Origin of the sequence: Arthrobacter sp. R4 (assembly GCF_051365025.1) — a bacterium.
Taxonomy (GTDB): domain Bacteria; phylum Actinomycetota; class Actinomycetes; order Actinomycetales; family Micrococcaceae; genus Arthrobacter.
Window position 1 is genome coordinate 55,336 of record NZ_JBLWIJ010000001.1, and the last position, 25,342, is coordinate 80,677.

The 25,342-nt window shown below is 65.2% G+C and carries 23 protein-coding genes and 2 riboswitches; of the genes, 14 read left to right on the plus strand and 9 right to left on the minus strand.

The features are described 5' to 3' along the window. Positions 1-58 precede the first annotated feature (58 nt). The gene (locus ACLKOZ_RS00275; protein ID WP_436472171.1) at positions 59-1,039 is read left to right on the plus strand and encodes an RNase H family protein; all 981 of its coding nucleotides are present in this window, start codon (positions 59-61) and stop codon (positions 1,037-1,039) included. A 70-nt stretch (positions 1,040-1,109) separates the two neighbouring features. Here ACLKOZ_RS00275 and ACLKOZ_RS00280 read toward each other — a convergent pair whose 3' ends face one another. The 6 genes from ACLKOZ_RS00280 to ACLKOZ_RS00305 form a co-directional block, all read right to left on the minus strand. Beyond that, positions 1,110-1,397: a WXG100 family type VII secretion target gene (locus ACLKOZ_RS00280; protein WP_337346331.1), complete on the minus strand. Its 288-nt coding sequence runs from the start codon at positions 1,395-1,397 to the stop codon at positions 1,110-1,112. A 106-nt stretch (positions 1,398-1,503) separates the two neighbouring features. Next, positions 1,504-3,048, minus strand: a complete 1,545-nt coding sequence (locus tag ACLKOZ_RS00285; protein WP_436472172.1) for an ATP-binding protein — start codon at positions 3,046-3,048, stop codon at positions 1,504-1,506. A gap of 2 nt (positions 3,049-3,050) precedes the next feature. Next, on the minus strand, positions 3,051-3,761 hold the full coding sequence (locus ACLKOZ_RS00290) for a response regulator transcription factor (protein WP_436472173.1): 711 nt from the start codon (positions 3,759-3,761) through the stop codon (positions 3,051-3,053). A gap of 132 nt (positions 3,762-3,893) precedes the next feature. Further along, positions 3,894-5,540 (minus strand): DNA repair helicase XPB, encoded by a 1,647-nt coding sequence (locus tag ACLKOZ_RS00295; RefSeq protein WP_337346334.1) that lies wholly within the window; start codon positions 5,538-5,540, stop codon positions 3,894-3,896. Positions 5,541-5,553: 13 nt separating this feature from the next. Further along, positions 5,554-8,100: a helicase-associated domain-containing protein gene (locus ACLKOZ_RS00300; RefSeq protein ID WP_436472174.1), complete on the minus strand. Its 2,547-nt coding sequence runs from the start codon at positions 8,098-8,100 to the stop codon at positions 5,554-5,556. Between the two features lie 10 nt (positions 8,101-8,110). Then, complete coding sequence (locus tag ACLKOZ_RS00305) at positions 8,111-8,344, minus strand: hypothetical protein (protein WP_337346336.1); 234 nt, start codon at positions 8,342-8,344, stop codon at positions 8,111-8,113. A 193-nt stretch (positions 8,345-8,537) separates the two neighbouring features. Here ACLKOZ_RS00305 and ACLKOZ_RS00310 point away from each other — a divergent pair, with 193 nt between their 5' ends. Together ACLKOZ_RS00310 and ACLKOZ_RS00315 are read left to right on the plus strand one after the other, a co-directional pair. Continuing rightward, complete coding sequence (locus ACLKOZ_RS00310; RefSeq protein ID WP_214962901.1) at positions 8,538-8,921, plus strand: cold-shock protein; 384 nt, start codon at positions 8,538-8,540, stop codon at positions 8,919-8,921. A gap of 8 nt (positions 8,922-8,929) precedes the next feature. After that, positions 8,930-9,541, plus strand: a complete 612-nt coding sequence (locus ACLKOZ_RS00315; RefSeq protein WP_436472175.1) for a DUF3027 domain-containing protein — start codon at positions 8,930-8,932, stop codon at positions 9,539-9,541. A gap of 198 nt (positions 9,542-9,739) precedes the next feature. Here ACLKOZ_RS00315 and serC read toward each other — a convergent pair whose 3' ends face one another. Next, the gene (gene serC, locus ACLKOZ_RS00320) at positions 9,740-10,870 is read right to left on the minus strand and encodes a phosphoserine transaminase (RefSeq protein WP_436472176.1); all 1,131 of its coding nucleotides are present in this window, start codon (positions 10,868-10,870) and stop codon (positions 9,740-9,742) included. 277 nt (positions 10,871-11,147) lie between these two features. Between serC and ACLKOZ_RS00325 the strand changes: the two genes are divergently transcribed. The 11 genes from ACLKOZ_RS00325 to ACLKOZ_RS00375 all read left to right on the plus strand — a co-directional run bounded on the left by ACLKOZ_RS00325 (position 11,148) and on the right by ACLKOZ_RS00375 (position 23,457). Next, positions 11,148-11,843: a metal-dependent transcriptional regulator gene (locus ACLKOZ_RS00325; RefSeq protein ID WP_337346339.1), complete on the plus strand. Its 696-nt coding sequence runs from the start codon at positions 11,148-11,150 to the stop codon at positions 11,841-11,843. 161 nt (positions 11,844-12,004) lie between these two features. After that, a riboswitch (cyclic di-AMP (ydaO/yuaA leader) is annotated at positions 12,005-12,217 on the plus strand. Between the two features lie 10 nt (positions 12,218-12,227). Then, positions 12,228-13,046 carry a M23 family metallopeptidase gene (locus tag ACLKOZ_RS00330; RefSeq protein WP_337350430.1) on the plus strand — a complete coding sequence of 273 codons (819 nt, stop codon included), beginning with the start codon at positions 12,228-12,230 and terminating at the stop codon, positions 13,044-13,046. 148 nt (positions 13,047-13,194) lie between these two features. Further along, positions 13,195-13,358, plus strand: a riboswitch (cyclic di-AMP (ydaO/yuaA leader). A 70-nt stretch (positions 13,359-13,428) separates the two neighbouring features. Continuing rightward, positions 13,429-14,088: a C40 family peptidase gene (locus tag ACLKOZ_RS00335; RefSeq protein ID WP_376045523.1), complete on the plus strand. Its 660-nt coding sequence runs from the start codon at positions 13,429-13,431 to the stop codon at positions 14,086-14,088. Positions 14,089-14,220: 132 nt separating this feature from the next. Next, a complete protein-coding gene (locus ACLKOZ_RS00340; protein WP_436472177.1) occupies positions 14,221-14,976 on the plus strand; it encodes an NlpC/P60 family protein in 756 nt (251 codons plus the stop codon). A 237-nt stretch (positions 14,977-15,213) separates the two neighbouring features. Further along, positions 15,214-15,714 carry an HNH endonuclease gene (locus tag ACLKOZ_RS00345; RefSeq protein WP_066286886.1) on the plus strand — a complete coding sequence of 167 codons (501 nt, stop codon included), beginning with the start codon at positions 15,214-15,216 and terminating at the stop codon, positions 15,712-15,714. A 45-nt stretch (positions 15,715-15,759) separates the two neighbouring features. Further along, complete coding sequence (gene mobA, locus ACLKOZ_RS00350) at positions 15,760-16,371, plus strand: molybdenum cofactor guanylyltransferase (protein ID WP_436472178.1); 612 nt, start codon at positions 15,760-15,762, stop codon at positions 16,369-16,371. 42 nt (positions 16,372-16,413) lie between these two features. Continuing rightward, positions 16,414-16,707, plus strand: a complete 294-nt coding sequence (locus ACLKOZ_RS00355) for a DUF6457 domain-containing protein (protein ID WP_337346343.1) — start codon at positions 16,414-16,416, stop codon at positions 16,705-16,707. Then, positions 16,704-18,095: a molybdopterin molybdotransferase MoeA gene (locus ACLKOZ_RS00360; protein ID WP_436472179.1), complete on the plus strand. Its 1,392-nt coding sequence runs from the start codon at positions 16,704-16,706 to the stop codon at positions 18,093-18,095. The genes ACLKOZ_RS00355 and ACLKOZ_RS00360 overlap by 4 nt, the downstream gene beginning before the upstream one ends. Positions 18,096-18,219: 124 nt before the next feature. Continuing rightward, entirely contained in the window at positions 18,220-19,110 is an 891-nt protein-coding gene (gene fdhD / locus ACLKOZ_RS00365) for a formate dehydrogenase accessory sulfurtransferase FdhD (protein ID WP_436472180.1), read from the plus strand. Between the two features lie 114 nt (positions 19,111-19,224). Continuing rightward, the gene (locus ACLKOZ_RS00370; protein ID WP_436472181.1) at positions 19,225-22,257 is read left to right on the plus strand and encodes an alpha-mannosidase; all 3,033 of its coding nucleotides are present in this window, start codon (positions 19,225-19,227) and stop codon (positions 22,255-22,257) included. 96 nt (positions 22,258-22,353) lie between these two features. After that, positions 22,354-23,457 (plus strand): LLM class flavin-dependent oxidoreductase, encoded by a 1,104-nt coding sequence (locus ACLKOZ_RS00375; protein WP_436472182.1) that lies wholly within the window; start codon positions 22,354-22,356, stop codon positions 23,455-23,457. A 174-nt stretch (positions 23,458-23,631) separates the two neighbouring features. Here the strand turns inward: ACLKOZ_RS00375 and ACLKOZ_RS00380 are convergent, their stop codons facing one another. Together ACLKOZ_RS00380 and ACLKOZ_RS00385 are read right to left on the minus strand one after the other, a co-directional pair. Continuing rightward, positions 23,632-24,369 carry a hypothetical protein gene (locus ACLKOZ_RS00380; protein ID WP_436472183.1) on the minus strand — a complete coding sequence of 246 codons (738 nt, stop codon included), beginning with the start codon at positions 24,367-24,369 and terminating at the stop codon, positions 23,632-23,634. Beyond that, a complete protein-coding gene (locus ACLKOZ_RS00385) occupies positions 24,366-25,100 on the minus strand; it encodes a hypothetical protein (protein ID WP_436472184.1) in 735 nt (244 codons plus the stop codon). Before ACLKOZ_RS00385 ends, ACLKOZ_RS00380 begins: the two co-directional genes overlap by 4 nt. Positions 25,101-25,342 lie beyond the last annotated feature (242 nt).

Consider the following 25,342-nt stretch of genomic DNA (forward strand, 5'->3'; position numbering starts at 1 on the left):
AAGCGGTTTCCCGGCGGTCGCCGAATTCCATGTCGGCGTCGTCTGGCAGGATGGTTCCGTGACGATTACTGCAGCGGCCGACGGTTCGGCTCTAGGAAATCCAGGTCCGGCTGGCTGGGCATGGTACGTGAACGACGACTGCTGGCGGGCCGGAGGGTGGCCTCACGGCACCAATAACCAGGGCGAGCTGATGGCCGTGCTGGACCTGTTCCGTGCCACAGCCCACGTTCCCCACGAAGACTTGAGAGTTTTGTGCGACAGCCAGTACGTGATCAACTCCATTACCAAATGGATGCCTGGATGGAAGCGCAAGGGGTGGCGGAAAGCGGACGGAAAGCCAGTCCTGAATGTTGAACTGTTCAAGGAATTGGACCGGGAACTCGCCGGGCGGAAGTACACGTTTGAATGGGTCAAGGGGCATGCGGGCCACGACCTGAATGAGGCCGCTGACGAACGGGCCAGGGCCGCGGCCACCGCGTACCAGCAGGGCGTTGCTGCCCGCTCCGGTCCGGGATTCGCCGGCGCGCCGGGCCACGTGGGCGCCAAGGCTCCTGCCGCGGCCGGTGCGGCGGCAGGTATGGGCGGATCTGTTGGTTCCAATAATGTTGCCTTGTCCAATCACCAGGAGCTGCTGAGCGAGCCAGATCTGTTCAGCGAGCTGGAGGAAGATCCGCTGGCCACCCCTGGCGCCCCCGGGAAGTCGCCGGAGGAAATCGTTGAGGCCCTCGAACGGGAGCTGCTGGGCCCCGACGTTCGGGGCGACATCGGCCGCACGGGTGTCCTGCTGCATCCCGACTTCATGGAGATTGGAAGCTCGGGGAGGGCGTGGACCCGCGAGGCGATGATGCTCGCGCTGGAGGAAGATCCCGGTGAGCGGACGGAGCTGGAAATACTGGGCGCGGACCGCATCGGAACCGGCGCGGTCCTGCTGACCTACCGCAGCTACGCGCGTTCAGGGACAACGCTCCGCAGCTCCTTGTGGGTCCTCGACAACGGCCGCTGGCGGCTCCGCTTTCATCAGGGAACGCCCGAAGCCTGAAAGCAGGCATCGCCGCGGCGGCGGGGCCTCTACGGGCACCGCGCGTTGCCTCCACGTCCGGCCGCCGTTCTCAGCTAAAACGCTGGGTGTTGCCCTGCTCGGCTTGGGCATAGGTGGCCGCGGCCGAGGCCAGTGCAAGGTTGATTGACGCAAGCGAGGCCTCCACCTTGCCCTGGGTCAGGGTCCACTCCGATATCAGCGCCTGGAAGTTGGTGGCGGCCGAGCCCCGCCAGGTGGACTGTAGCTCGTCCAGGCCGCGCTTCATGGCCTGGACGTCGGCGCTGATCCGGTCCACTGTCGCTTTGACGTTGGCGGACTTGAGCTGGAGGAGTTCGGTGTCAACGGAAATGATGCTCATGGCTGCTGCCTTTCAGGTGGTGGACAGTCAGGCTGTCCGGTCCGGCACCTCCGGACCACTGCCATGAGCCTATGGAGCCGGACGCAGCCAGGGCCACGGGAGTTTGCTATATGTGGATAACGCGGCCGTCGTTGGCGCTTCCGCCGTCGCCATGATCCTGCCCACCGGTGTCCTGGACTTCGCGAATCCGTCCCTGGCCGGGTTCGCCTTGTGGGTCCTGTCCTTCGTCCTCGTCCCGTGTGGGCAGGCTGACCACCAGGGTGGCGCCGCCGCCGTCCGTGGCCTGGACCCTGACGCTGCCGCCATGTGAGCCGACGATTGCCGCGACGATGGCCAACCCCAGACCGCTGCCGCCCGTGTCTCTGGTCCGCGACGTATCCGCGCGGTAGAAGCGCTCGAAGACCCTGGAGGCGTCGTCGTCGGAAATCCCGGGGCCGTGGTCCCTGACCTCGATCACGGAGGCCGGCTGGCCGCCGTCGGACATCCTGACGCCCACCGCCAGCTCGATCGGGCTGCCGTCCGGCGTGTAGCGCAGGGCGTTACCGACCAGGTTGCCTACCACCTGGCGCAGTTTTGCTTCGTCCCCGAGGACGGGGGCGGGCGCCGCACTGCCGCCGTCGAGCCCAACCAGTGAAATGGTGCGCGTACGGTCACTGGCCTGGGTGTCCACCACGGCGTCATGGGCGATCAGCTGGAGGTCAACCGGCTTCTGCTGGAGGGGCCGTTGTTCGTCCAGGCGGGCCAGGAGCAGGAGGTCTTCCACCATGGAACCCATCCGCTTGGCTTCACTTTCGATGCGGCCCATCGCGGTGGCGACGTCGGAATCCGTAGCGAGGGCACCATGGCGGTACAGCTCCGAGAAGCCCCGGATGGTCACCAGCGGTGTGCGGAGTTCGTGCGAGGCATCGGCTGCAAAGCGGCGCATCCGGCCCTCGGAGGCTGTCCTGGCGGCAAACGCCGTTTCGATGTGCGCCAACATGGCGTTCAGCGAACTGGCCAGCCTGCCCACCTCCGTACCGGGATTTTCGACTTCCACGCGCCGGGACAGGTCACCGGCGGCGATGGCGGCAGCGGTCTTCTCCACCCGGGCCAGTGGACGGAAGGACCGCGACACGGTCCAGCTGGCAATCAGCGAGGCGAGCAGGAGCGTCAGCAGTCCCACGCCTGTGACCACCAGCGTGGCGTGCTTGAGGACGTCGTCCACGCTCTGCAGCGGCAGGCCGATGACAACCACAGCGCTGCGTCCGTTGTTCAGGACGGGCACGGCCACCACCCGCCAATTCTGGCCGTCGGTGCCGCGGACCTGGTAGGGGCGGGTTCCCAGATCCTGCGCTTGATCCGCGGTGATGTTGCTGATGTCCGGGCGGTTCACGGCATCACCGCCGAACGGGTAGGGATCCTCGCCCGGGGTGTAGAGAATCAGGGAGTAGTCGGTGGGTACCGGATTGGGTGCCTGCAATTGTGTGAAGGACCGCTGTCTGTGGGCCAGTTCGACGGCGGCATTGAGTTTGTCATCCACCTGGCCTTGGAGGTAGCTATGGAGCAGCGTCAGGGTGCCCGCGCCGGTCACCGTCAGCGCAACGATCAGCAACGCCATGATGATGGCGACGAGCTGGGACCTCAGGGAGGCCGATTTCCACCGCTCCAGCAAGGTCAGCGCTTCTCTGCCGTCCGGAGCACGTAGCCCACCCCGCGCTTGGTCTGGATCAGGGCGGGCGCCTCCGGGTCAATGTCTACCTTGCGGCGGAGATAGGAGATATAGGACTCCACGATGGAGGCGTCCCCGTTGAAGTCGTACTCCCAGACATGGTCCAGGATCTGGGACTTTGAGAGCACCCGGTTGGGGTTCAACATGAGGTAGCGGAGGAGCTTGAACTCTGTGGGGGAGAGCTCGATGACGGTGCCGCCACGCCGGACTTCGTGGGCGTCGTCGTCGAGCTCCAGGTCATCAACGCGAATGACGGCGTCGTCGTCGAGCAGCGGCTGGGTACGGCGGAGGACGGCGCGGATCCGCGCCACCACCTCGTCCAGGCTGAAGGGCTTGGTGACGTAGTCGTCGCCGCCCACAGTGAGGCCAGTGACCTTGTCCTCGGTGTCATCCTTGGCAGTCAGGAACAGTACGGGAAAGTGCTTCCCGGAGGCACGAAGCCGGCGCGTGACCGTGAAGCCATCCATGTCCGGAAGCATCACGTCCAGGACGGCCAGGTCAGGGGAGTGGAGTTCAGCGGCGGCCAGGGCATCGCGCCCGTTGCCCGCGGAGACGACCTCGAAACCTGCGAACCGGAGGGAGGTGGACAGCAGTTCGCGGATGTTGGGTTCGTCATCAACAACAAGGAGCTTCGCCTCTGGGCCGTTCTTATTCATACTCCCATGATGCTCCCAGAGTCTGGGAGTTTTCTGGATGGATGGTGGGTGTTCTTCGTGAAAGTCAAAACAGGGCCCCTGCCACCGCATGCAGGGACCCTGGTTTTGGTGCCGACAGGCACCCCGTAAGACCTATCCGGCCTGCTCTACATCCTTGGCATCCATGATCCGGTAGGCGTAGCCCTGCTCGGCCAAAAACCGCTGGCGCTTGGCCGCGAAATCCTGGTCCAGGGTGTCCCTTGCAACCAGCGAGTAGAAGCGGGCTGCCCGCCCGTCTTTCTTAGGACGCAACAGGCGGCCCAGCCGCTGCGCTTCCTCCTGGCGGGATCCGAAGGAGCCGGAAACCTGGATGGCTACGGAAGCCTCGGGCAGGTCGATGGAAAAGTTGGCCACTTTGGACACCACCAGTGTCTGCACGTCACCGGCTCGGAACGCGTCGAAGAGCTTCTGCCGTTCCTTGACGGACGTATCGCCCTTGATGACCGGAGCGTTGAGGCGCTCGCCGATTTCGTCCAACTGGTCGATGTACTGCCCGATCACCAGCAGCGGCTCGCCCACATGCTTGGCTACGAGCTGTTCCACGATCTGCGTCTTGGTCTCGGATGTGGAGCACAGCCGGTACTTGTCGGCGTCCTCTGCCATCGCGTAGGCGACGCGCTCGTCGCGGGGGAGGTCCACCCGGACTTCGACACAGTCGGCCGGGGCGATGTACCCCTGCGATTCGATGTCCTTCCAGGGCGCGTCGTACCGCTTGGGCCCGATCAGGCTGAAGACTTCGCCTTCGCGCCCGTCCTCCCTGACGAGGGTAGCGGTGAGGCCCAGCCGGCGTCGTGCCTGCAGGTCTGCCGTCATGCGGAAGATCGGGGCGGGAAGCAGGTGCACTTCGTCGTAGATGATCAGGCCCCAGTCGTTGCCGTCCACGAGCTCCAAATGCGGATACAGTCCGCCGCGTTTGGTAGTGAGGACCTGGTACGTGGCGATGGTGACAGGCCGGACTTCCTTGACCGCCCCGGAGTACTCACCTATCTCGTCCTCGGTCAGCGAAGTGCGTTTGAGCAACTCGTCCTTCCACTGCCGGGCAGCCACCGTGTTGGTCACCAGGATGAGGGTGGTTGTGGAACTGACGGCCATGGCCGCTGCCCCCACCAGAGTCTTACCCGCACCGCACGGAAGGACCACCACCCCGCTGCCCCCCGCCCAGAAGTTTTCCGTGGCCAGCCGTTGGTAGGGGCGCAGCTTCCAGCCGTCCTCATTCAAAGCGATCAGGTGCGGCGTGCCGTCCACATAGCCGGCGAGGTCCTCCGCCGGCCAGCCGATTTTCAGCAGCAACTGCTTGAGCTGGCCCCGCTGGGAGGAATGGACCACGATGGTTTCGCCGTCGATCCGTGGCCCCAACAGGGGCTGGATTTTCTTGGCCCGGATGACCTCTTCCAGCACGGGGTAGTCGTCAGTGCGCATGACCAGGCCGTGCTGCGGATCCTTTTCCAGCCTCAGCCGCCCGTACCGGGACATGGTCTCTTCGACGTCGATCAGCAGCGAATGCGGCACCGGGAAGCGTGAGTACTTCAGCAGCGTGTCCAGGACCTTTTCCGCGTCCAGCCCCGCGGCCCGCGCATTCCACAGGCCCAGCGGCGTCAGCCGGTAACTGTGCATGTGTTCCGGGGCGCGCTCGAGCTCGGCGAACGGGGCAATGGCGTGGCGGGCTTCGGTGGCCAGTTCATGGTCCACCTCAAGCAGTATGGTCTTATCGCTCTGGACAATCAGCGGTCCGTCGTTCACGCGGTGGCGTCCTTTACTGGCGCAGTTCCCCTGCGGCCTCGATATCAATGATCCGGTGGATGGAAACCACCCGTTCGGTCTCCCGCGCCGGATCGAAGACCCTGACCCGTCCGCCACTTACCGATAAGGGAACAACCGTCTCCAGACTCGCATTCCCCCCACCGTCCACGACATTCATGCTCACAGTCTGCTTGAGCCGGATGGCCCGCTGCAGGGTCTCCAGCCCAAGCTGGGTTGCGGTTTCCCCGGACCCGGACTGGGGTGGGGGCACGGACGACGGCGGGACGCCGGCCCCCGGTCCTCCCACCGCTTCCTGGCCATCGTGGATGCCGGAGGGTGAGGTTTTGTGATGGCGCAGGACAGACAGCTGGGCATCCATCTCCGCTTCGGCCGGCGCGGTCCGCGGGGCGGTGTATACCGGACGGGTGCTCCCCGGTGCCTGCGTGGTGCGGCGCAGCCGGACCACCGACGGTTCGGATTCCTCCACTGACGGCGAGAGCCCCATGCTGCGCAGGACCTGAGCCGTTTCGCGTGGGGGCGCTTTGGATATGAGCACTGTGGGCGCGATTCTCACGAGGCCAAGGCCGGAGGCCTTTGATTCGGAGGCCAGCTCCAGCACGGCGGTCTCGTCGTCGCTCTGGACAAAGCTCGCGGCCATCCCCACCCGCAGCCGTCCGTGGCGCGAGGCCGTGTCCTCTACCAGGTATTCCAGGGGTTGCGGCACAGCGGTGGCGGAGTGCTCCCTCAGGAAGCCCAGCAGGCTCGCCGCATCCTGCCCTGCCTCCAAGGCGCGGCGCACGGATGCAGCAGAAAACCGGTAGATCGTTGCCGGACCCTGCCCTTCGGCGTCGGCCATCAACAGCAGTTTTTCGCTGAGCTCGGGACTGAGGTACCCCGGGGCAACGGCCGTGAGATCGGCCTGGAGCAGCACGTGGTTCAGGGCAGCGGGAAGGTGCTCACCGAGGATCCCCAGCGCTTCATCGGGCTTGTCCTCGGCGATCGCGCTTCCCAGCTGGCTGAGCGCCCCCGAACCGGTCAGGCCAAGCATGTCGGCCTCCGCCAGCACGCCGCGGATCAGCGAACTGAAGCGCCGCGCCATCCGGGGCTGTTCCCATTCAGCCCGCTGCAGCACAGCCGCCGCGTCCAGGACGGGGGCGTGGGCGTCGGGAGCTGTGGCCTCATTGGTGAGTTGGTTCAGGATTTCCAGGATCCTTTTCCGGACAACGGGAGCATCAGGCCGTTGCGCTTCGGCCGAGAGCGCGTTGATGGTGGTGCCGGCTGCGCCGCGATGGGCAACTGCCGGTGCGTTCGGCTGCCCACTGACGGGCTGGCCCACCAGAGACGGGACGCGTTCACTTGCCAGCCAAGCGTTAACCAGCCACAGCCATTGCTCCTGCCGCGGCAGGAGCAGCCATTCCAGTTCCGGAGGCTGCACCCAGGCAGAGGAATCCACATCAAGGCGGATCAGGCCGGATAGGGCACAGAGCTCCACCAGCAAGCCCGCACGATGCTGCTCAATCCGCAGCGTTTCCGCGACCCGCCTCATCTCCCGTACCCCCACGCCGCCGGTGCGCAATGTTGCCAGTGGCTGTTCCCTGACTGCGTAAAGAAGCTCCCCCACCAGCCGAAGCGTTTCCGCAATGGCACCCAGCGCGGCGTTCCGGCGGAGTGCAGCTGTCGTGTGGCCGAGTTCAGGAACGGGCGGCGAAAGGGTGAAGTCGTTGATAATCGCACCGCCCCGGAGGGACACGCCCACGCTGTGCGGCAGTTCCACGTGGGCCGCGTCCAAGGGGACCAGCAGGCCGCGGGCCAGCAGCCAGTCAACGGGCCCGACGTCGGCGGTTTCGTTGGTCACGGATGCTTTCCGTTGCGCTTGGGGGACAGCACCCATGGCCCAGTTTCCGAATCGGGCCAGTAACGCCGTGGTACGTTCCGGTGCATCCGCCAGGATCTGCTGCAGCGACTCCGGCGACGACGTCCAGTGCTGCAGGGCAAGCGCTGCTTCCATAGGCGTGGTGGCTTCCTGGACGGGCACGCCGCTGCGGTGCAACTCGGCAACCAGCTGTACCACGCGCTGGGCGAACGCCGGCTGCAGGCGGACCAGTTCCGTGTAGCTCCGGCCCAGCCCGGCCGGGTAGATGCCCACGACATCCCGAAGGGACCCCACCGGGAGGTAGAAGCGCTGACGGTGTCCGGTAGGGGTTGTTCCGTGCGGGGGATCCGCCCGGTGTACGAGCGCGAGGTCCTGAAGGGAGGCCAGGATCCGGTCTACGGTGGCCACCGAAGCACCGGGAATGAACTTCCGCAGCCCGGCGGCGCAGGCGCTGTGGGCCGTGTCCGTATTGGTGCAGAGATGGAGGGTCTCCAGGACCTGCATCTGCGGTTTGTTCAGGCGTTCCAGTGCCCGCTGGACACTTACCCTGGCGCTGGCACGCGCCGCGAGGGCGGAAAAGTCCGGAACGGCAGGCGAGATAAGGTCCGGCCGCGCGGCGAACAGTGCCCGCAACGACTCGTCGCTGCGTGCCTCCAGCTCTTTGCTCAGCGCGCGGATAAGGGACATCAGTCCAACGTTACCGTCCGCCGGACTTTCCTGCCCGGCGCCGTCCCGCCACGCTGTCCAGGATCAGGAAAAGCATCAGCAGGAAGGCCAGCGGCAGGCCGTAGAGGGCCGTGGAGGTGACCCACACGGGGGCTGCCGAGCCGGCAAAGGCCAGCGCCATCACCGCGCCCACTGCCATCAGTGAGAGCAAGGCGACCGCTGCCGCACAGATCATCAGGGGACGCCGGTAACGCGAGGGTGTCATGGACGTAACGCTAACAGTCCTTCGGCAGGCGATGGTGTGAAGGAGGGAAAGCAGGATTCGGGCGTGCGGCAGGATAACCTTGAAGTAACAGACCAACTCGGCCCGGGCAGTCATACCCTGAACCCGCATATCAATGCGGATGCGGTGACTGCCGGTCGTGTCTCAAGACGTCAGAACGAAGAAGGTTGATTACGTGCCTACCGGCAAGGTCAAGTGGTATGACAAGGAAAAGGGTTTCGGATTCCTCGCGGGCGAGGACGGCCAGGAAGTGTTCCTGCCCAAATCATCGCTGCCTGAGGGCATTACTGAGCTGAAGGCTGGAACCCGGGTGGAGTTCGGCGTTGCCGACGGCCGCAAGGGGGCCCAGGCCCTGGGCCTGCGCGTCCTGGATAAGACGCCGTCCATCGCCAAAGCCAAGCGGCCCAGCGCCAAAGACCTGGCACCACTGGTGCAGGACCTCGTCAGCGTGCTGGACAACCTCTCCGGCACCCTGTCCGCCGGCAAGTACCCGGAAGGCAACAAGGGCAAGGCCATCGCCGCAGCCCTGCGTAAGGTTGCCGACGAGCTGGACGTTTAGGCCTGCTGATGAACCCGGAAGCTGAACAGCCGGACCCCGCGGCAGCGGATCAGGCAGGCGCCGCCGTCGAACCGTCAGCGGGAGCCGCGGCGAAGGCCGCCCCCGCCGCCACCGAAACCAAGCGCCGTGCGGGTGTCCCCGTCTGGCGTATCGGAAAACCGGACGCCTTCCTCGCCGGCGCAGTTGACGTAGCCCGGACCGCCGTTGAAGGCATCACTGCGGCCTCGACAATAGGCGCCCACCTCGGTGCCAAGAGTGAGGGCGACCGCCTGGTGACGCACCTCTTTGAGTCGCGCCTGCCCGGATACCAGGGGTGGCAGTGGTTTGCCGTCCTGACGCGTAACTCGCGGTCCAAGGTGGTCACGGTCAGTGAACTTGGACTGCTGCCCTCAGAGGACTCCATCCTTGCCCCCGAGTGGGTGCCTTGGGCAGAACGCGTGCGCCCGGAGGACGCCCAGGACGCCGAAGCCCCGGAGGTGGTTGGGGCACCGGACATCGAGGAAGGTCCGGACACCAATGTGCCTGGCCCGGAAGCGTTGGATGGCGAAGGGACCCTCGCGGAGGACGCGGACGCTGAAGACGCCGAAGAGCCTGACGCTGACGAGCCTGACGCCGAATAATCGGCGGGCAGACACGCGACTCACACTAAAACGCAGACGGCGCCGTCCGGGACCAAAGTCCGGACGGCGCCGTCGAGCGTTAAGGGCCCGATATTGCCCCAGGCGTCCTGACGCCCCCTACCCATCGATTGCTCCGTAGGCGCCCTTTAGGGCCCCCAAAAGGGCGCCTACGGAGCAATCGATGAGTGGATGGGGGGGCTACTTGCGCAGTTCGCCCACCACGAAGTCGATGCAGGCCAGCAGCGCCGAGACATCTGCCGGTTCGATTGCCACGAAGGTGGCGATCCTGAGCTGGTTGCGGCCCAGCTTGCGGTAAGGCTCCGTGTCCACAATGCCGTTGGCACGCAGCACCTTGGCAACGGCAGTGGCGTCGATGGAGTCGTCAAAGTCGATCGTCGCGATAACGTTTGAGCGCTCCTCTGCCTTGGCCACGAAAGGCGTGGCAAACCCGGAAGCCTCAGCCCAGCTGTAAATCCGGCCGGCAGAGTCCGCTGTACGGGCCGACGCGAAGTCCAGGCCGCCGTTGCTGTTCAGCCACTGCACCTGGGCATCCAGGGTCACCAGGGTGGAGAGCGACGGCGTGTTGTAGGTCTGGTTCAGGCGGGAGTTCTCGATCGCCGTCTGGAGGTCCAGGAAGTCGGGGATCCAGCGGTCGCTGGCCTTGATCCTGGCGGCACGCTCCAGCGCTGCCGGGGAAAAGAGGCCCAGCCACAGGCCGCCGTCGGACGCGAAGTTCTTCTGCGGTGCGAAGTAGTACACGTCTGCCTCGGCAACATCAACGTCCAGGCCACCTGCGGCGGACGTGGCGTCCACCAGGACGAGCGCGCCCTCATCCACACCGGAGACGCGCTTCACGGGCGCCGAAACACCGGTGGAGGTCTCGTTCTGCGGCCAGGCGTAGACGTCAACGCCCGCCTCGGCCTGGGCAACCGGCCGCGTACCTGGCTCGGACTTGATGATCGAGGAGGCGTCCAGGAACGGCGCCTTGTTGGTGGCTGAGGCAAACTTGGAGCCGAATTCGCCGAAGGACAGGTGCTGGGCCTTCTTCTCAACGAGGCCAAAGCTGGCAATATCCCAGAATGCTGTGGAACCGCCCACGCCCAGTACTACCTCGTACCCGTCAGGGGCACGGAAGAACTGGCTCAGGCCTTCGCGGACCGAACCGACAAGGTTCTTGACCGGAGCCTGGCGGTGGGACGTGCCCAGAATGGTCGTGGATGCCGCCGAGAGTGCTTCAATCTGTTCCGGCCTGACCTTGGAAGGTCCTGCGCCGAACCGTCCGTCCTTGGGCAGGAGGTCGGCAGGAATAGTGATGCTGTTTTCGCTCACAAGGGCTCCAATTCGGCGTGGACGTGACACATGTCCGGGACGGTGGGGTGGCCGGCAGTCGTCAGTGACCGCAACGAGGACCTCCTATATTCTGCCTGAACCGCTGATTCGGCGGGAACCGGCTACGTCATAGTCCAGCCATTGAGACAGGCCGGAGGGGCCGTAGGAATTATCCGGACAAATTCAAAATAGGCTAAGCTTTTCAACGGACTACGTCGCTGTCGGTACGCGATACGGTGGGACAACGCAAGGTAATGCGCTCGAGGAGCTGAGCTGGATGACGGATCTGATCGATACTACGGAGATGTATCTTCGGACCATTTTGGAGCTTGAGGAAGAGAACATCGTTGCTCTTCGCGCCCGCATTGCCGAACGGCTGCGGCACTCCGGACCCACGGTGTCCCAAACGATTGGCCGGATGGAACGCGACGGCCTGGTGGTGGTCTCCGGAGACCGCCACCTGGAACTGACGGAAACCGGGCGTAAACGGGCCACCGAGGTCATGCGCAAGCACCGGCTCGCGGAGCGCCTCCTGGCGGATGTGATCGGCCTGGACTGGGCGTACGTCCATGACGAAGCGTGCCGCTGGGAGCACGTGATGAGTGAGCGCGTCGAGCGGCGCATCTACGAAATGCTGAACCACCCCACTGAATCGCCCTATGGCAATCCCATCCCCGGCCTGGCGGCATTGGGAGGCCAGGCGTCGTCGCCCTTCACGGACGGTGTGATTAATCTCCTGGAAGCCATGAAGGGCTATGGCCCCGGATCCACCGTGGTTGTCAGCAGGCTGGCAGAACCCATCCAGGTGGACCCTGAGCTGCTGACCCAGCTGGACGAGGGCGGGATCCGGCCGGGCGCCCCGATTTCGCTGGAGCGCGTGGGAGACTACATTTCGGTCCGGGTCCCCGGGATCGAAGGGGCGCTGGAGCTTCCTCCCGAAGTGGCGGCGCACGTTTTCGTATCCGTCCGCTGACCCCTGACGAAGCGCCCGGGTCCGGGGGACGAATTACCCCAATGAATAGGCTTTAAGCAAAGATAACGGAATTGTTACTGTCCGGCTTAATCGCCTATAGTTAACGCCAAGCGTCGATACAAAAGCGTTACCTGATCTGGAGCCGAGCTCTGCCAGCAGATCAGTAGTACGAGTCACCAACTGGCAGAGGCGGGGGAACCACAACCGGCAGTCGCAAGGCTGCCTTGGGGTGAAGTCCGTCAGCAGCAAGCCTCTTCCAGCGAAGGATCCTCACGGGATATCTCTGCGCCGAAGCTTGCTTACGGCGGACCGGGTCTATGAACTCTCTGACCCGAATCCGACAGCTAACTTCGCAGGCTTTCCAGAGAGGAACCGTTCTTGACCATGCAGAATTCCAGGGGCCGCCGCCGCGCAGCGGGCCCCGCAGCAGCGCCCCGCGTTGCGGCAGCTGTGGCCGCGGACAGGCCCCGGGATCCACAGCGCGATGCGCGCCGCCGCCGGGGACCCTTCCGGCAAATCACTGACTTCGCAGCGGCCAGTGGGGTGGGCCAAAAGGCCGGTATCGCCCTCGCGGCCACCGGCCTGGTGCTCACAGTCACCGTCCCTGCCACCAGTCCCGTCCTGGCCACGCCGGACGCCGGTCAGCAGACATCGGCTGTTTCCGCAGCTCCACAGCCTGAAATCTCTGCCGAAGCAGCTGCAAAAATCGACTTCAGCCGCTCATCCGTAGTCACCATGGGTGATCCGGACGGCAAGCTCAAGCAACTCTTGAGCGCCCAGTCGGCGGGGTCCATCACCCGGGCCGCCTCCGCCGGCAGCCTCGGTGCTCCGCTGGCGAGCCTGGTTACGGCCTCCCCATTCGGCTATCGCGTGAGTCCTATCACTGGCGGCTCCGGTGACTTCCACCGCGGCCAGGACTACGTGGCACAGTGCGGCACGTCCGTCCTGGCGGCCGCCAGCGGCACTGTGACCTTTGCGGGATGGCACCAGTTTGGCGGAGGTAACCGCGTGGTCGTGGACCACGGCAACGGCCTTGAAACGACGTATAACCACCTGTCTTCCTTCAACGTCAAGGTTGGCCAAACGGTCAGCCGAGGTGAGGTAGTGGCGCTCAGCGGCACCACCGGCGCCTCCACAGGCTGCCACCTCCATTTCGAGGTCCAGGTCAATGGCGAAGTCGTTGACCCCACCGGCTGGCTCTAGCCCAACTGATGGAAAACTCTCACATTTGCGTGACATGCCGTGACCTGAATGTGACATTCGCTCTGAACTGCTGTACCGTCTAACTTGCGTCAACTTTTCCGAAGTTGACGTTCTTGAGTGGATTGCCTAGCTCTGCCACCGCTCAAGGTCCGTTCGCATGACATCGTCTGGCAGGGGCGGGGGAACCAATTTTGGCCTTTGAAGTTCGAAGGCCTTGGGGTTAAGTCGCAAAGCTTCCTGTGGAAGCGGCGTGGCCGGGTGAACTCCCATCCGAATCCGACAGCTCACCTCGTAGGCATTGGGAGAGGCTACCTTCGTGTCTTCACGCCATAATTCTGCGCGTCACCGCGCACAAACGGTTCGCACCAACCCGTTGGGCCCCGTGTCCAAGGCTGTCAGTGCAAATGCCGGGACCGTCGGTCGCCAAGCTGCTGTCATCGCAGCTGCATCAGGTCTGATCCTGAGCATGGGGCTTCCGGCCAACGCAGCGGACACCACCGCTGGCGTTTCCGCCTCCACCGAGTCCGGCTCGCAGACGGCGCTTGCCGTCACCGCTGCCCCCACCGCCACCGTCTCCTTCGAACGCCCCGTGGTTAAGACCACGCCGGCCCCGAAGGTCGAAACGGTCCGTGCACAGTCCACTGACACGGAACGGGCAGCAGATGCAAAGGCCCCCGCAGCCAGCAAGCTGACGGACGCGGTATCTTCCGCGGCCGCCTCCGGCCTGGCCGCAATCGCCTACACCGGAATCGGCCACCCCTACGTCTGGGGCGGCACCTCGCCCAGCGGGTGGGACTGCTCCGGCTTCACCCAGTGGGTGTACGCCCAGGCAGGCATCAGCATTCCCCGTGTAAACGCGTGGACGGCAATGACCCCCACGTCAACACCGTCTCCCGGTGACCTTGTTATGCAGAATGGCGGCGCACACGTAGGCATCTACGTTGGCAACGGCATGATGATCAGCGCCCTGAACCCGTCACAGGGAACGCTGCTGCACTCCGTGGCCTCCACGGGCGGCGGATCCTTCTACACCCTGAAGTAGAAGAACCGCGCCCGCTAGAACACTTTTCGCAAAATCCCCGTTCGGGGTGTGCCGGCGTACCCCCAAGATGCCGGCGCACCCAAAGCCCTTGGCCTGCCTGTGCGGTCCTGAGGAAAACGAAAGAGAGAAATAATGACTACACGTGCAATTGCTGCACGGCACCGCGCGGAGGTCACCACGACCAACTCGCTGGCTGTCATTGCCAAGGCCCTCGGCGACAACGCCGGTGGCATGGGTCGCCAGGCCGCGGTTATCGCTGCTGCCTCCGGCCTGGTCCTGACCAGTGGTATCGCCGCCAACGCTGCAGACACCAACGTTCAGCGCGAATCGGCTTCTGCTTCCAACCTTGAGGTTGAGGTTGCCGCTCCGGCAGTCATTTCGGCCGCTTCCACCATTGCCATCTCCTACGAGAAGCCCGCGGTGACCACCACGCCGGCTCCCGTGGTTGAAGCGCCGGAACCTGAGCCTGAGGTTGAGGTTGCGGCTCCCGCACCCGCCGCCCAGGCTGTTACCACTGTCAAGGTAGCGGCTGCAGCTCCGAAGGCACCTGTGGCGGCCAGCAGCAAGGGCCAGGCCATCCTGTCCGCAGCCTACGCCCAGCTGGGCGTCAACCAGGACTGCACCATGCTGGTCACCAACTCCCTGGCCGCTGTGGGCATCAACTTCCACGACTGGCCTGCAGGCTACCTGTCCTTGGGCCAGACCGTGAGTGCCGCCGAGGCCCAGCCCGGCGACCTGATCTACTACGCCGATGGTGGTGCGGGCGTTGCCCACGTAGCTGTCTACGCCGGCAACGGCCAGGCCGTACACGGTGGCTACAACGGCAACCAGACCGTTGTTTTCAGCGCCAACGTTGGCTCCGGCCCGGTTTTCATCCGCGTCAGCTAGTTTCCCTAGCAACGCTTGGCAAGGACCCCCGCCCTACGGCGGGGGTCCTTGCGCTTTAACGGCGCAGCCCGGCCCAGACCCGGTAAGAGGCGATCGACACGGGCGCACCCCGAAACCATGGATTAGTTGATCCCGGGTTTCTTTGTTTACTCTTGTGGTGTCGATCCATAGCCCGGACATGCCGAGGGCAGCCGGCCCTCGCGCCCCTGACGGGTGCGGCCGTGAAGAGGTACGTGCATGCGCACTCTCGTTCTGAATGCTGGATATGAACCGCTGGCGGTAATCACCTTCCGCCGGGCGCTGGTCCTTGTGCTCACGGGGAAGGCAAGCGTTGTAGCCGAAGGCGAGGACCCTGTAGTGGGGCCACAGGAGATTCTGGGCCGCCCGTCCGTGATCCTCCTGAACCGCTACATCCGCCCCCGGTACAACCAGACCACCGCCGTGAGCCGCCGTGGCGTGCTGCGCCGGGACGGACACCGGTGCGCCTACTGCGGAAAAGCAGCCCACACCATTGACCACGTCCAGCCCAAGTCCCGCGGCGGTGCAGATTCCTGGGAAAACCTCGTGGCCGCCTGCCTGCGCTGCAACAACGTCAAAGGCGACCACACGCCGGGGGAGATGGGGTGGAAGCTCCGGTTCACCCCGGAACCACCGCATGGGACCATCTGGCAAATCAAGGAGCTGGAGAAACCCACACCGGCGTGGGATCCCTTCCTGTTGCCTGAACGGGCTGCCTGACCCGGCTGAAAGCACGGATAACACCCGCCCCGCTAGGCTGGAGTGGTGGCTCCTGATACATACGAATTTGACGCGGTAATCCTTGCGGGCGGCCGTTCGTCCCGTCTGGGTGGCGTCCCCAAGCAGTCATTGATTTACGACGGCGCCACCCTCCTGCAGCGGTCCCTCGCAGCAGCCGGGGGTGCCCGGGGGGTCGTGGTGGTCGGCCCGGACCCGGGACCCCTGCCCGAGGGGGTCCTCACGTGCCGGGAAGAACCGCCGTTTGCCGGTCCGGCGTCGGCCATTGCAGCAGGGTTGGCCGCGCTCGATGGAACCGCGGGGCCGCGTCCTCCCTTCACGCTCTTGCTGGCCTGCGACATGCCCAGGGTGGGCCAGGCCATTGATGCCCTTCGGCGGTCGCTTGGTCCTGGCGACGGCGCCATGGCCGTTTCGCCGGACGGCCACCGCCAACCCCTGGTGGGCTTTTACAGCACTCCCGCACTCCACCGTTCAGTGCAGGACCTTGACTCCCGCGGGGCCTTAATGAACGGCTCAGTATCCGCTCTCCTTGCTAGGCTGGACGTGCAGCTTGTCACCGTCCCGGCGGGCTCTACGGATGACGTAGACACGTGGGATGATGCCGCCGCGCTTGGAGTGGCCGGCCGGGAACCACGATGAGGTACCGGACCTGCATGGCCGCAGTTGAATGGGAGGCATACAGTGAAGAGCCAGGATGAGACGCTGGAAGAATGGTGCAGGGCGCTCCTTCAGGCCTACGAACTCGAGGACGTCCAGATAGACGTCAACGCCATCCTCTCGCTCGCCGGAGTGGCTGCACATTCGGTAGTGCGGCCCGCAGCGCCCCTGACCACCTTTATCGCAGGCTTCGCCGCCGGCCTGGCCTCAGGCTCGGGGAAGGCGCCGGACACCGCGTCCATGTCCGCTGCCATGGACGTGGCACGGTCCCTGGCCGTGGACTATGATTCTGAATCCGCCGGGACTCCGCGCGAATGACGGCTGCCCCCGGCGACAACGACGACGCACTTAGGCAGGACACTCACGACGAAAAAACCAGGCATCTGGCCCACACCTGGGAAGAGGCCCGCCAGGCAGCGTTCGATTGCGCCGTGCCGATACCCCCGGGACGCGTTCCGTTGCAGCAGGCCCTTGGCCGGACGCTTGCCGAGGACATCACAGCCCTCCAGGAGATGCCGCACTACGCCTCGTCCGCCATGGATGGCTGGGCGGTCAACGGCAGCGGCCCCTGGATCCTGGCCGAGGCCGGGCAGCGGCTGGCGCCGCACCAGGCCAGCCCCATCGTCACAGGTGGCCTGATCCCCGCCGGTGCCAAAGCCGTGCTCCGCAGCGAAAGCGCTGTGCTGGGCACTGACGACGACGGCCTCCCGGTCCTGATGGTTGGCGGCGGCGCCCGCCCCGGCGAGCCGAAGAACGGCCAGCACATCAGGAAAGCCGGGGAGGAAGCGGCTGTGGGTGACGTGCTTGTCAAGGCAGGCGTTACCCTCAATCCCGCCCACCTTGCCGTGGCGGCCCTTTCCGGCCATGACGACCTCCTGGTGCAAGGCAAGCCGGTGGTCAAACTCCTGCTGACCGGCTCCGAAGTGGTGACCCATGGACTGCCGGCGCCCGGGCAGGTCCGTGACACATTTGGCCCCCAGCTGGCTGCAGTCGTGGAAATGCTGGGGGGCATTCCCGCCGGGCAGGAAAAGATCGGCGACTCCTACGAAGACTGGCTCACTGCCTTGGAAGACGTCGCCGAGCCCGGCGGTGAGGTTCCCGCCGTCGTGCCTGCCGACGTCGTCATCACCACCGGCGGTACCGGCAGATCAGGAACCGACCACCTGCGCCAGGCCGTCGCCGAACTGGGTGGAAGGCTGGTCATCGACGGGATCGCCATGCGGCCCGGCCATCCCGCTGTCCTCGCGGAGCTGCCCGACGGACGGTTTGTCCTCGGGCTGCCCGGAAACCCCCTGGCCGCCATGATGGCGTTGTCCACCGTAGGCGCGCCGTTACTCGCGGCACTTGGCCACGGGTCCATGCCGGAAATACAGGAAGTCCCCTCCGGAACCACCATCGAGCCGGATCCCGGCCGTACCCGGCTGATGCCGTTCCGGCTGCTGTATGGCATGGCGTCGCCGGCCCAGCACACCGGCCCCGGCATGATGCGGGGGTTGGCGTCCGCCCACGGTGTGATGGTGGTGCCGCCCCACGGGGTGCAGCTCGGTGAAGCAGTCCCGGCCTTCGCGCTGCCGTGGGGGCCGCCGCTCGCCACCGGAGAAAAATCCGGCACCAAAGCCAAGACCCCTGCACGGGCTGCCCGGAAGGCCGGCTCCAAGCCCGCGGCACCGGCAGGCCCCGTGGACTGGAGCGCACTCCTGGGCTGACCGTGGCGCCGCTGGCTTAGTGCCCTTGCCCTTGCAATGATGGAGTCATGAACAGGCACCTTGGCCATCGACGGCAGCAACGGGACATACTGCAGGGCTTCCGCCGGCAGGACGGGGCACAGCTATGGGCCGTGTGACGCAGCGCCGCAAGGTCCACCGGTACGTGCTGGACGGGTCCCCCCAGGCCCTCGAGTTCCCCATACGGCACAGGGAAGACACCCTGGCCGTGGAGGAACCCCTGGAGATCCGGTTGGGCTCCCTGTCCTTCTCCGTCACGATGCGCACTCCAGGCGACGACTTTGACCTCGTTGCCGGTTTCCTGGTGTCCGAGGGGATCATCTGGACTCCTGAGCAGCTGGTGTCGCTGCGGTTCTGTGCCGGGGAGGACGAAAACGGCGTGCAGACGTTCAATGTCGTGGAGGCACAGCTGCGTCCGGACGTGGACGTCCCGACGATCGGCCGTAACGTCTATACGTCCAGTTCGTGCGGCATCTGCGGCACGGATTCGATCGATGCCGTGCGGAAGTCATCGCACTACAGCCCTGCCGCGGATCCGGTCTCGGTGCCTGCGGAAGTCCTCGCGTCGCTGCCGGACCGTCTCCGCGAGGCGCAGGCGGTGTTCGACGTCACCGGGGGAGTGCACGCCGCCGGGCTGTTCAGGGTAGAGGACGACGGCGGGGTGCAGCTTTTGTGCCTGCGCGAGGATGTTGGCCGGCACAATGCCGTGGATAAGGTGGTGGGCTGGGCGTTGCGGGAACGGATGCTTCCGCTGTCCGGACTGGTGCTCCAGGTATCCGGGCGGGCGTCCTTCGAGCTCGTCCAGAAAGCGGCCCTGGCTGGCATCCCGGTGCTGGCTGCCGTGAGCGCGCCCTCCAGCCTCGCGGTAGAACTCGCCGAGGCGTCCGGAATGACCTTGGCAGGGTTCAGCCGGGGGACAAGCCTGAACGTTTACGCCGGGCAGCACAGGATCACCGTCCCTGTGCCGGCCGAGGATCCCGCGGAACTTCGAGGATAAGCAACTGGCACGCAGCCGGCCCCGCCGAGGCTTGGTTATTAAGCTACGACGCAGTAGATTTTATCCATCGAATGGACACTTTGATCCAGTTTCAAGCGTTAAAGAGGGCTTACATTGCATGACGACCGCCGGATCACGGAAGTCCGCCTGGACCGTTTCGTGCGCGAACGGATCATCCCCGCTGTCTACACACGCACCGTCCCACTGAACCTCAGCACCTGGGACGTTCCGGACGAGCCCGTGACCGTGATGGAGGCGCTGCGGCACGACTTCGTGCCCCAGGAGCCGGGTGCCGCGTGGGGCAAACCCTGGGGGACGAAGTGGCTCAGGCTGCAGGGCGACGTCCCGCAGTCCTGGGGAACCGATCCTGACACCACAGTTGAAATCGTGGTGGACCTTGGTTTCACCACCGAGGCGCCAGGCTTCCAGTGCGAGGGGATCGCTTGGCGCCCGGATGGCACCATCATCAAGGCCATCTCGCCGCGGAACCAGTACATCCCGCTCAAACTTCTTGGCAGCGGCATGGCCGTGGACTTCTACGTTGAGGCTGCGGCCAACCCCGACGTCGCGCAGGGCTGGACCTTCGCGGCCACTCCTTACGGAGACAAGGCGACAGCAGGCACTGCGCCGCAGTACCGCCTTGGCCACATCGCCATCGCGGAACTCAACCAGACGGTGTGGGAGCTCCAGCAGGACATCTGGACCCTTTCAGGGCTGATGCATGAGCTGCCCATGGAGCAGCCGCGGCGCCACGAAATCCTCCGCGCGCTCGAACGGATGATGGACGCCATGGACCCGGACAACATTGCCGGAACGGCCGCAGCCGGGCGCCAGGTGCTGGCAGAGGTGCTTTCCAGGCCGGCCTATGCCTCGGCGCACCAGTTGGTGGCCACCGGACACGCCCATATCGACTCCGCCTGGCTCTGGCCCGTGCGGGAAACCATCCGAAAATGTGCCCGGACATTCTCCAACGTCGTGGCGCTGATGGACGAGGACCCTGACTTTGTGTTCTCCTGCTCCTCCGCCCAGCAGCTTGCCTGGATGAAAGAGTTTTACCCGGAGCTGTTTGGCCGTATCCGGGAGAAGGTCAAGGCCGGCCAGTTCGTGCCGGTGGGCGGAATGTGGGTGGAATCGGATACCAATATGCCCGGCGGCGAAGCCATGGCCCGGCAGTTCGTCGAAGGCAAGAGCTTCTTCCTCAACGAGTTCGGCATTGAATGCCGTGAGGCCTGGCTACCCGATTCCTTCGGCTACTCAGCCGCACTGCCGCAGATCGTCAAATCGGCAGGCAGCCGCTGGTTCCTCACGCAAAAGATCTCCTGGAACCAGATCAACCGGATGCCGCACCACACGTTCAACTGGGAAGGGATCGACGGGACGCGGCTCTTTACGCACTTCCCGCCAGTGGACACCTACAACTCCGAGCTCAGCGCGCGGGATTTGGCGCATGCCGAACGCAACTACCGCGACCACGGGCGCGGCACCACCTCCCTGGTTCCGTTCGGCTATGGCGACGGCGGCGGCGGGCCTACGCGCGAGATGCTGGCCGCCGCCCACCGCACCGCTGACCTTGAAGGATCGCCCAAGGTCAGGGTGGGCTCCGCCGAGAGCTTCTTTGCCGAGGCCGAGGAGGAGTACAGCGCCCTTCCCGTGTGGGTGGGTGAAATGTACCTTGAGCTCCACCGCGGCACCTACACCAGCCAGGCCCAGACCAAGCGCGGCAACCGCCGCAGCGAGCACCTGCTCCGCGAGGCCGAACTCTGGTGCGCTACTGCAACCGTCCGCACGGGCGGGTCATTCACCTACCCGGCAGCGGAACTCAAGCGGCTCTGGCGCCTGGTGCTGCTCCAGCAGTTCCACGACATCCTGCCCGGCAGCTCCATCGCCTGGGTCCACCAGGATGCCGAAAGGAACTATGCTGCCATCAGCGCCGGCCTCGAAGCCCTGATCGCGGAGGCAGCGGCCGCCTTGCTGGGCGAAGGCCCCCATGATTTCCTGCTCAACGCCGCCCCCCACGCCCGTGACGGCGTCCCCGCGCTGGGTGCTGCTGAACGGCAGGCAGCCGGACAACCAGCGACGGTATTGGAGCAGGACGGCGGGTACGTGCTGGACAACGGCGTCATCCGCGCAGTCCTGGATGCTGACGGCCTGATCGCGTCCCTCTCGGATTACGCCAGCGGACGGGAAGCCATAGCGCCCGGCCAGCGCGGCAACTTGCTGGAACTGCACCGGGACACCCCCAACGAGTGGGACGCGTGGGACATCGACGCGTTCTACCGGCGTAACGTCACGCGGCTGGACCAGGCCCAGGCTGTTCGGGTGGAGACCCACGGCCAGTCCGCCGTCGTCGTGGTGGAGCGTGTCGCAGGGTCCTCGCCGGTCACCCAGCGGATCGTTCTGGCACCAGGCAGCGATTCACTGGAAATCACTACGGCCGTCGATTGGCAGGAGAGCGAGAAGCTCCTCAAGCTCGGCTTCGCACTGGATGTCCGGGCGGACCGCTCGGCCTCCGAAACACAGTTCGGCCACGTCTTCCGGCCCACGCACGTGAATACCTCGTGGGAAGCTGCCAAGTTCGAGATCTGCGCCCACCGGTGGATCCATGTGGCCGAACCGGGCTACGGCGTGGCGGTGTCCAACTCGTCCACCTATGGGCATGACGTCACCAGGAACATCCGGGAGGACGACGGCGGGACCACCACTACCGTCCGGCTATCACTCCTGCGGGCCCCCAAGTTTCCCGATCCCGCCGCTGACCGCGGACATCACGAACTGACGGTCACCATCCGCCCGGGTGCCGGTATCGCCGAGGCCGTGGAGGAGGGGTACCGAACTAACCTGGCACCGCGGATGGTGCGTGGCGCCAAACCGGCGGAACCGCTGTTCACCGTGGGCAACGCCGCGCTGGTTATCGAGGCCGTGAAGCTGGCCGAGGATGGCTCGGGGGATGTCATCGTCCGGCTTTACGAGTCCCTGGGCCAGCGTTCGGCCGGGCTACTAACGGCGAATTTCCCGGTCGCCAAGGCGTATGCCACTGACCTGCTGGAACGGCCCGTCGAAGCGCCAGGCGTGGCACCGGCCGGGGATGGCGGCGTCACGCTGGCCCTGCGCCCCTTCCAACTGGTCACGTTGAGGTTCGTCCGCTGACTCCATCAGCCGGCTTTACGCCCGCGCCTGGCTGAGGAGCCGTCCCCTGATTCCGCCTGCGGGAATATGCAAATGCATCTATTGCTTGGATTAGGCATGGAACTAGGAATCTTCACCTTCGGCGATGTCCACCGCGATCCCGTACGCGGCACTGTGGTCTCTCCTGAACAGAACACCCAGGATCTCCTGGAGAGGGCCCGCCTCGCCGACCAGGTGGGACTTCACTACTTTGGGGTCGGGGAGCACCACCGCGCCGACTACTCCGTCACGTCGCCGTCCACGGTGCTGGCGGCCGTTGCGGCGCAGACCCGGCAAATCAAAGTGGGAAGCGCAGTCACGGTCCTCAGCACCGAGGACCCGGTGCGGGTTTTTCAGCAGTTCGCCACGATCGACCTGATCAGCCAGGGCCGTGCGGAACTTACGGCGGGCCGCGGCAGCTTCATCGAGTCCTATCCACTGTTCGGGGCCCGCCTGGAGGACTATGACGCCCTCTACGAGGAGAAGTTGGAGTTGCTGCTCCGGCTCAATGCGCAGGAGCGTATTACCTGGAGCGGCAAGTTCCGTTCCGGCCTGCATGAGGCGCAGATCCTGCCGCGCCCCTTCCCGGCGGAGGACGGCCTCCGTGAGCTGGATATCTGGATCGCCACTGGTGGAACACCTCAGTCGACAGTGCGTGCCGCAGCCCTGGGCAAGAACGTGATGTACGCCTTGTTGGGTGGATCGGTGCGAAACTTCGAGCGCCATGCGGCGCTCTACCGGCAGACCGCCGTCGAACAGGGGCACGGATCCGCCGGCCTGAAGGTGGGCGTTAGTGCACCGGGGCTGGTGCTGCGGGACACACCAGCTGCCGCGGGCAGGGCCAAGGAGGCCTTCCGGCCGTACTGGATGGACACCATGCGCCGGATCTCGGCAGAACGGGGATTTCCCACCCCGAGCGGGCTTACCTACAACATGGAGGCGGCGCCCGGCGGCGCATTGTTCGTAGGCAACCCGGAGCAGGTGGCCGAAAAAATCGTCAGGATGCACGGCCATCTGCAGCATGACCGGCAGATCTTCCAACTGGACCTGTCCTCAGTCCCGCAGGCAACCGTGCTCGAAGCGATCGAATTGCTGGGTACCGAGGTACTTCCACTGGTGCAGCGTGAGCTGGGGCGGGCTGCCGGGACCGGAGGGCAGGCCGTGAGCCACGCCGCGCCTTAAATAGGCTGAGTGGGGGCGGTCCCCAACGGCCGCCACCACTCATCCCCCCAATGCGCGTGAAGACATCCGAGGCGCAACGTCTAAGAATTTATCCCCGTTCGTAAACGCCCTGCGCCTCGCCTTCACACATTCATGATTGTTTCATATTCTAATGATTTTGTGAATTTGTCGAGGTTACTTTTCAGTAAAAGTCCTCTGTTTTGCCGCGTTGCGACCATAACCGACCTTGGCCGCCCAGATGATCGCCAGTCCCACAACGAAGCACAGCACTGCCGTGTAGTTGATCATGAATTTGGCCGGCGCCCAGCCGGACGGCATAAGAGGGAAGAACAGCGTTAAGGCGATAGCCACTGCTCCGACGGCCAGCAGGAAGGCCGCGGTGCGGATCGGTAGCGGCAGCGAACCGCGGACTGCCCGCACCATGGCAGGCAACAGCACCAGGGACACGTACGTGGGGTACGCCCTGCCAGCCGCACCGTAGTATTCCACCAGCACGGCATCCGGACCGCCCCTGAGCGAGATTCGGGCCAACCCCGCGGACGAACCCTGTGAGTCGATCATGATGAACAAACCAATAACGGCCAGCGACACCAGGGCCAGCGCCATCATTCCGACAGGGCCGGTCAGCAGCCGGTAGCCATCGGTGGCGCCGAAACCCCGGGTGACACGGATGCCCACGCAGAGGATGGCGGCGAAGATGACAAACCGCAGGATGAGGTTTGCCACATTGAATCCGCCCAGCGCCTGGTCTATGGCCACGTAGGGCGCCTCGATGCTGAGGATGATGGCCAGGGTCATGAGCGCAAAGATCCAGAACAGGGTCCGGTTTTCACCGCGCAGCATGCTGGGAACTCTGGCGATCGCAACCAGGGCGCAGATGGCCAGGGTGGACCACTGAAGGATCTCGATCATCCGAGGTTCTCCCAGATCTTGTCGGTTTGTTCTTGGTCGTGTTCCTGGCGCTTCAAGGTTTTCCCCAAGGCTTGCAGCCGGTCGCCGGCCAAGGTGGTCAGCTCGCCGTCTGGCAGGCTGTCCAGGGCGGCCTGGCGGGCGTCCGGCGGCCAGCCAGCTTCTGCCTCGGTGATCAGTCCCGTGGCCACCAGCCCGCCTGCCGCGCCCACGCCTGCGGCCAGGGAAGTTGCGATGGCCAGTTCGGGGGAGAGCCGGTTGGCGCTCAGTTGGGCCGAGTAGTTTTGGGGTGCGACGCCGGTGGCGGCCGAGACGCGGTGCCTCAGTTCGCCGTCGTCAATTGCCTCAACCCAGTTCTTCACGGAGGTGGCATGCGGTGCCGGGCTCAGCGGGGGCGGCTCCGCCGAGGTCTGGCCGGCTGGATCCACCGCCGAGCGAGCCAGCACGGCGCGCAGGAGGTCAGGCGTGGAGATCTGGCTGACCAGTTCACACCTCGTGGGTGGGACTGTCGCAGCCAGGTCGCGGTAGGCATCGAAGCCGGCGAGGGCCGAGACCGGATTGACGCCATAGGCGCGGCTGATGCTCACCACGGTGGCCTCGGCGACCTTCCCGCGGACCAACTGCTGGGCCAAAGTGGTCCGTTTGATCCCGGAGATCCGGCAGACATCGGCCGTGCTGGCATTGGGCGCAATGCCTTGCAGCCAGCGCTGGAACGCCTTGGCGGGGAGGGGCATGAAGTGCTCTCTTCAGAACGGACGGATGCCTCAATTTTAGCCTGCAGAACCCCGGGCGATTTTACGCGGAGTGTCGATTCGACTATGCTCGATGGTCGAGCCCGTTGGTCCGTACACCCCCCAAGTCCGGACCAGCGGGTTCTTTTATGCCCCCGTCGCGAGCAGGGCGGTAGCACCCGGATTTCCCGCGGTTTCCCGCGGTTTTCTGGCGGAGTCCCGGGCGTCATTCCGCGCCAGCGCCC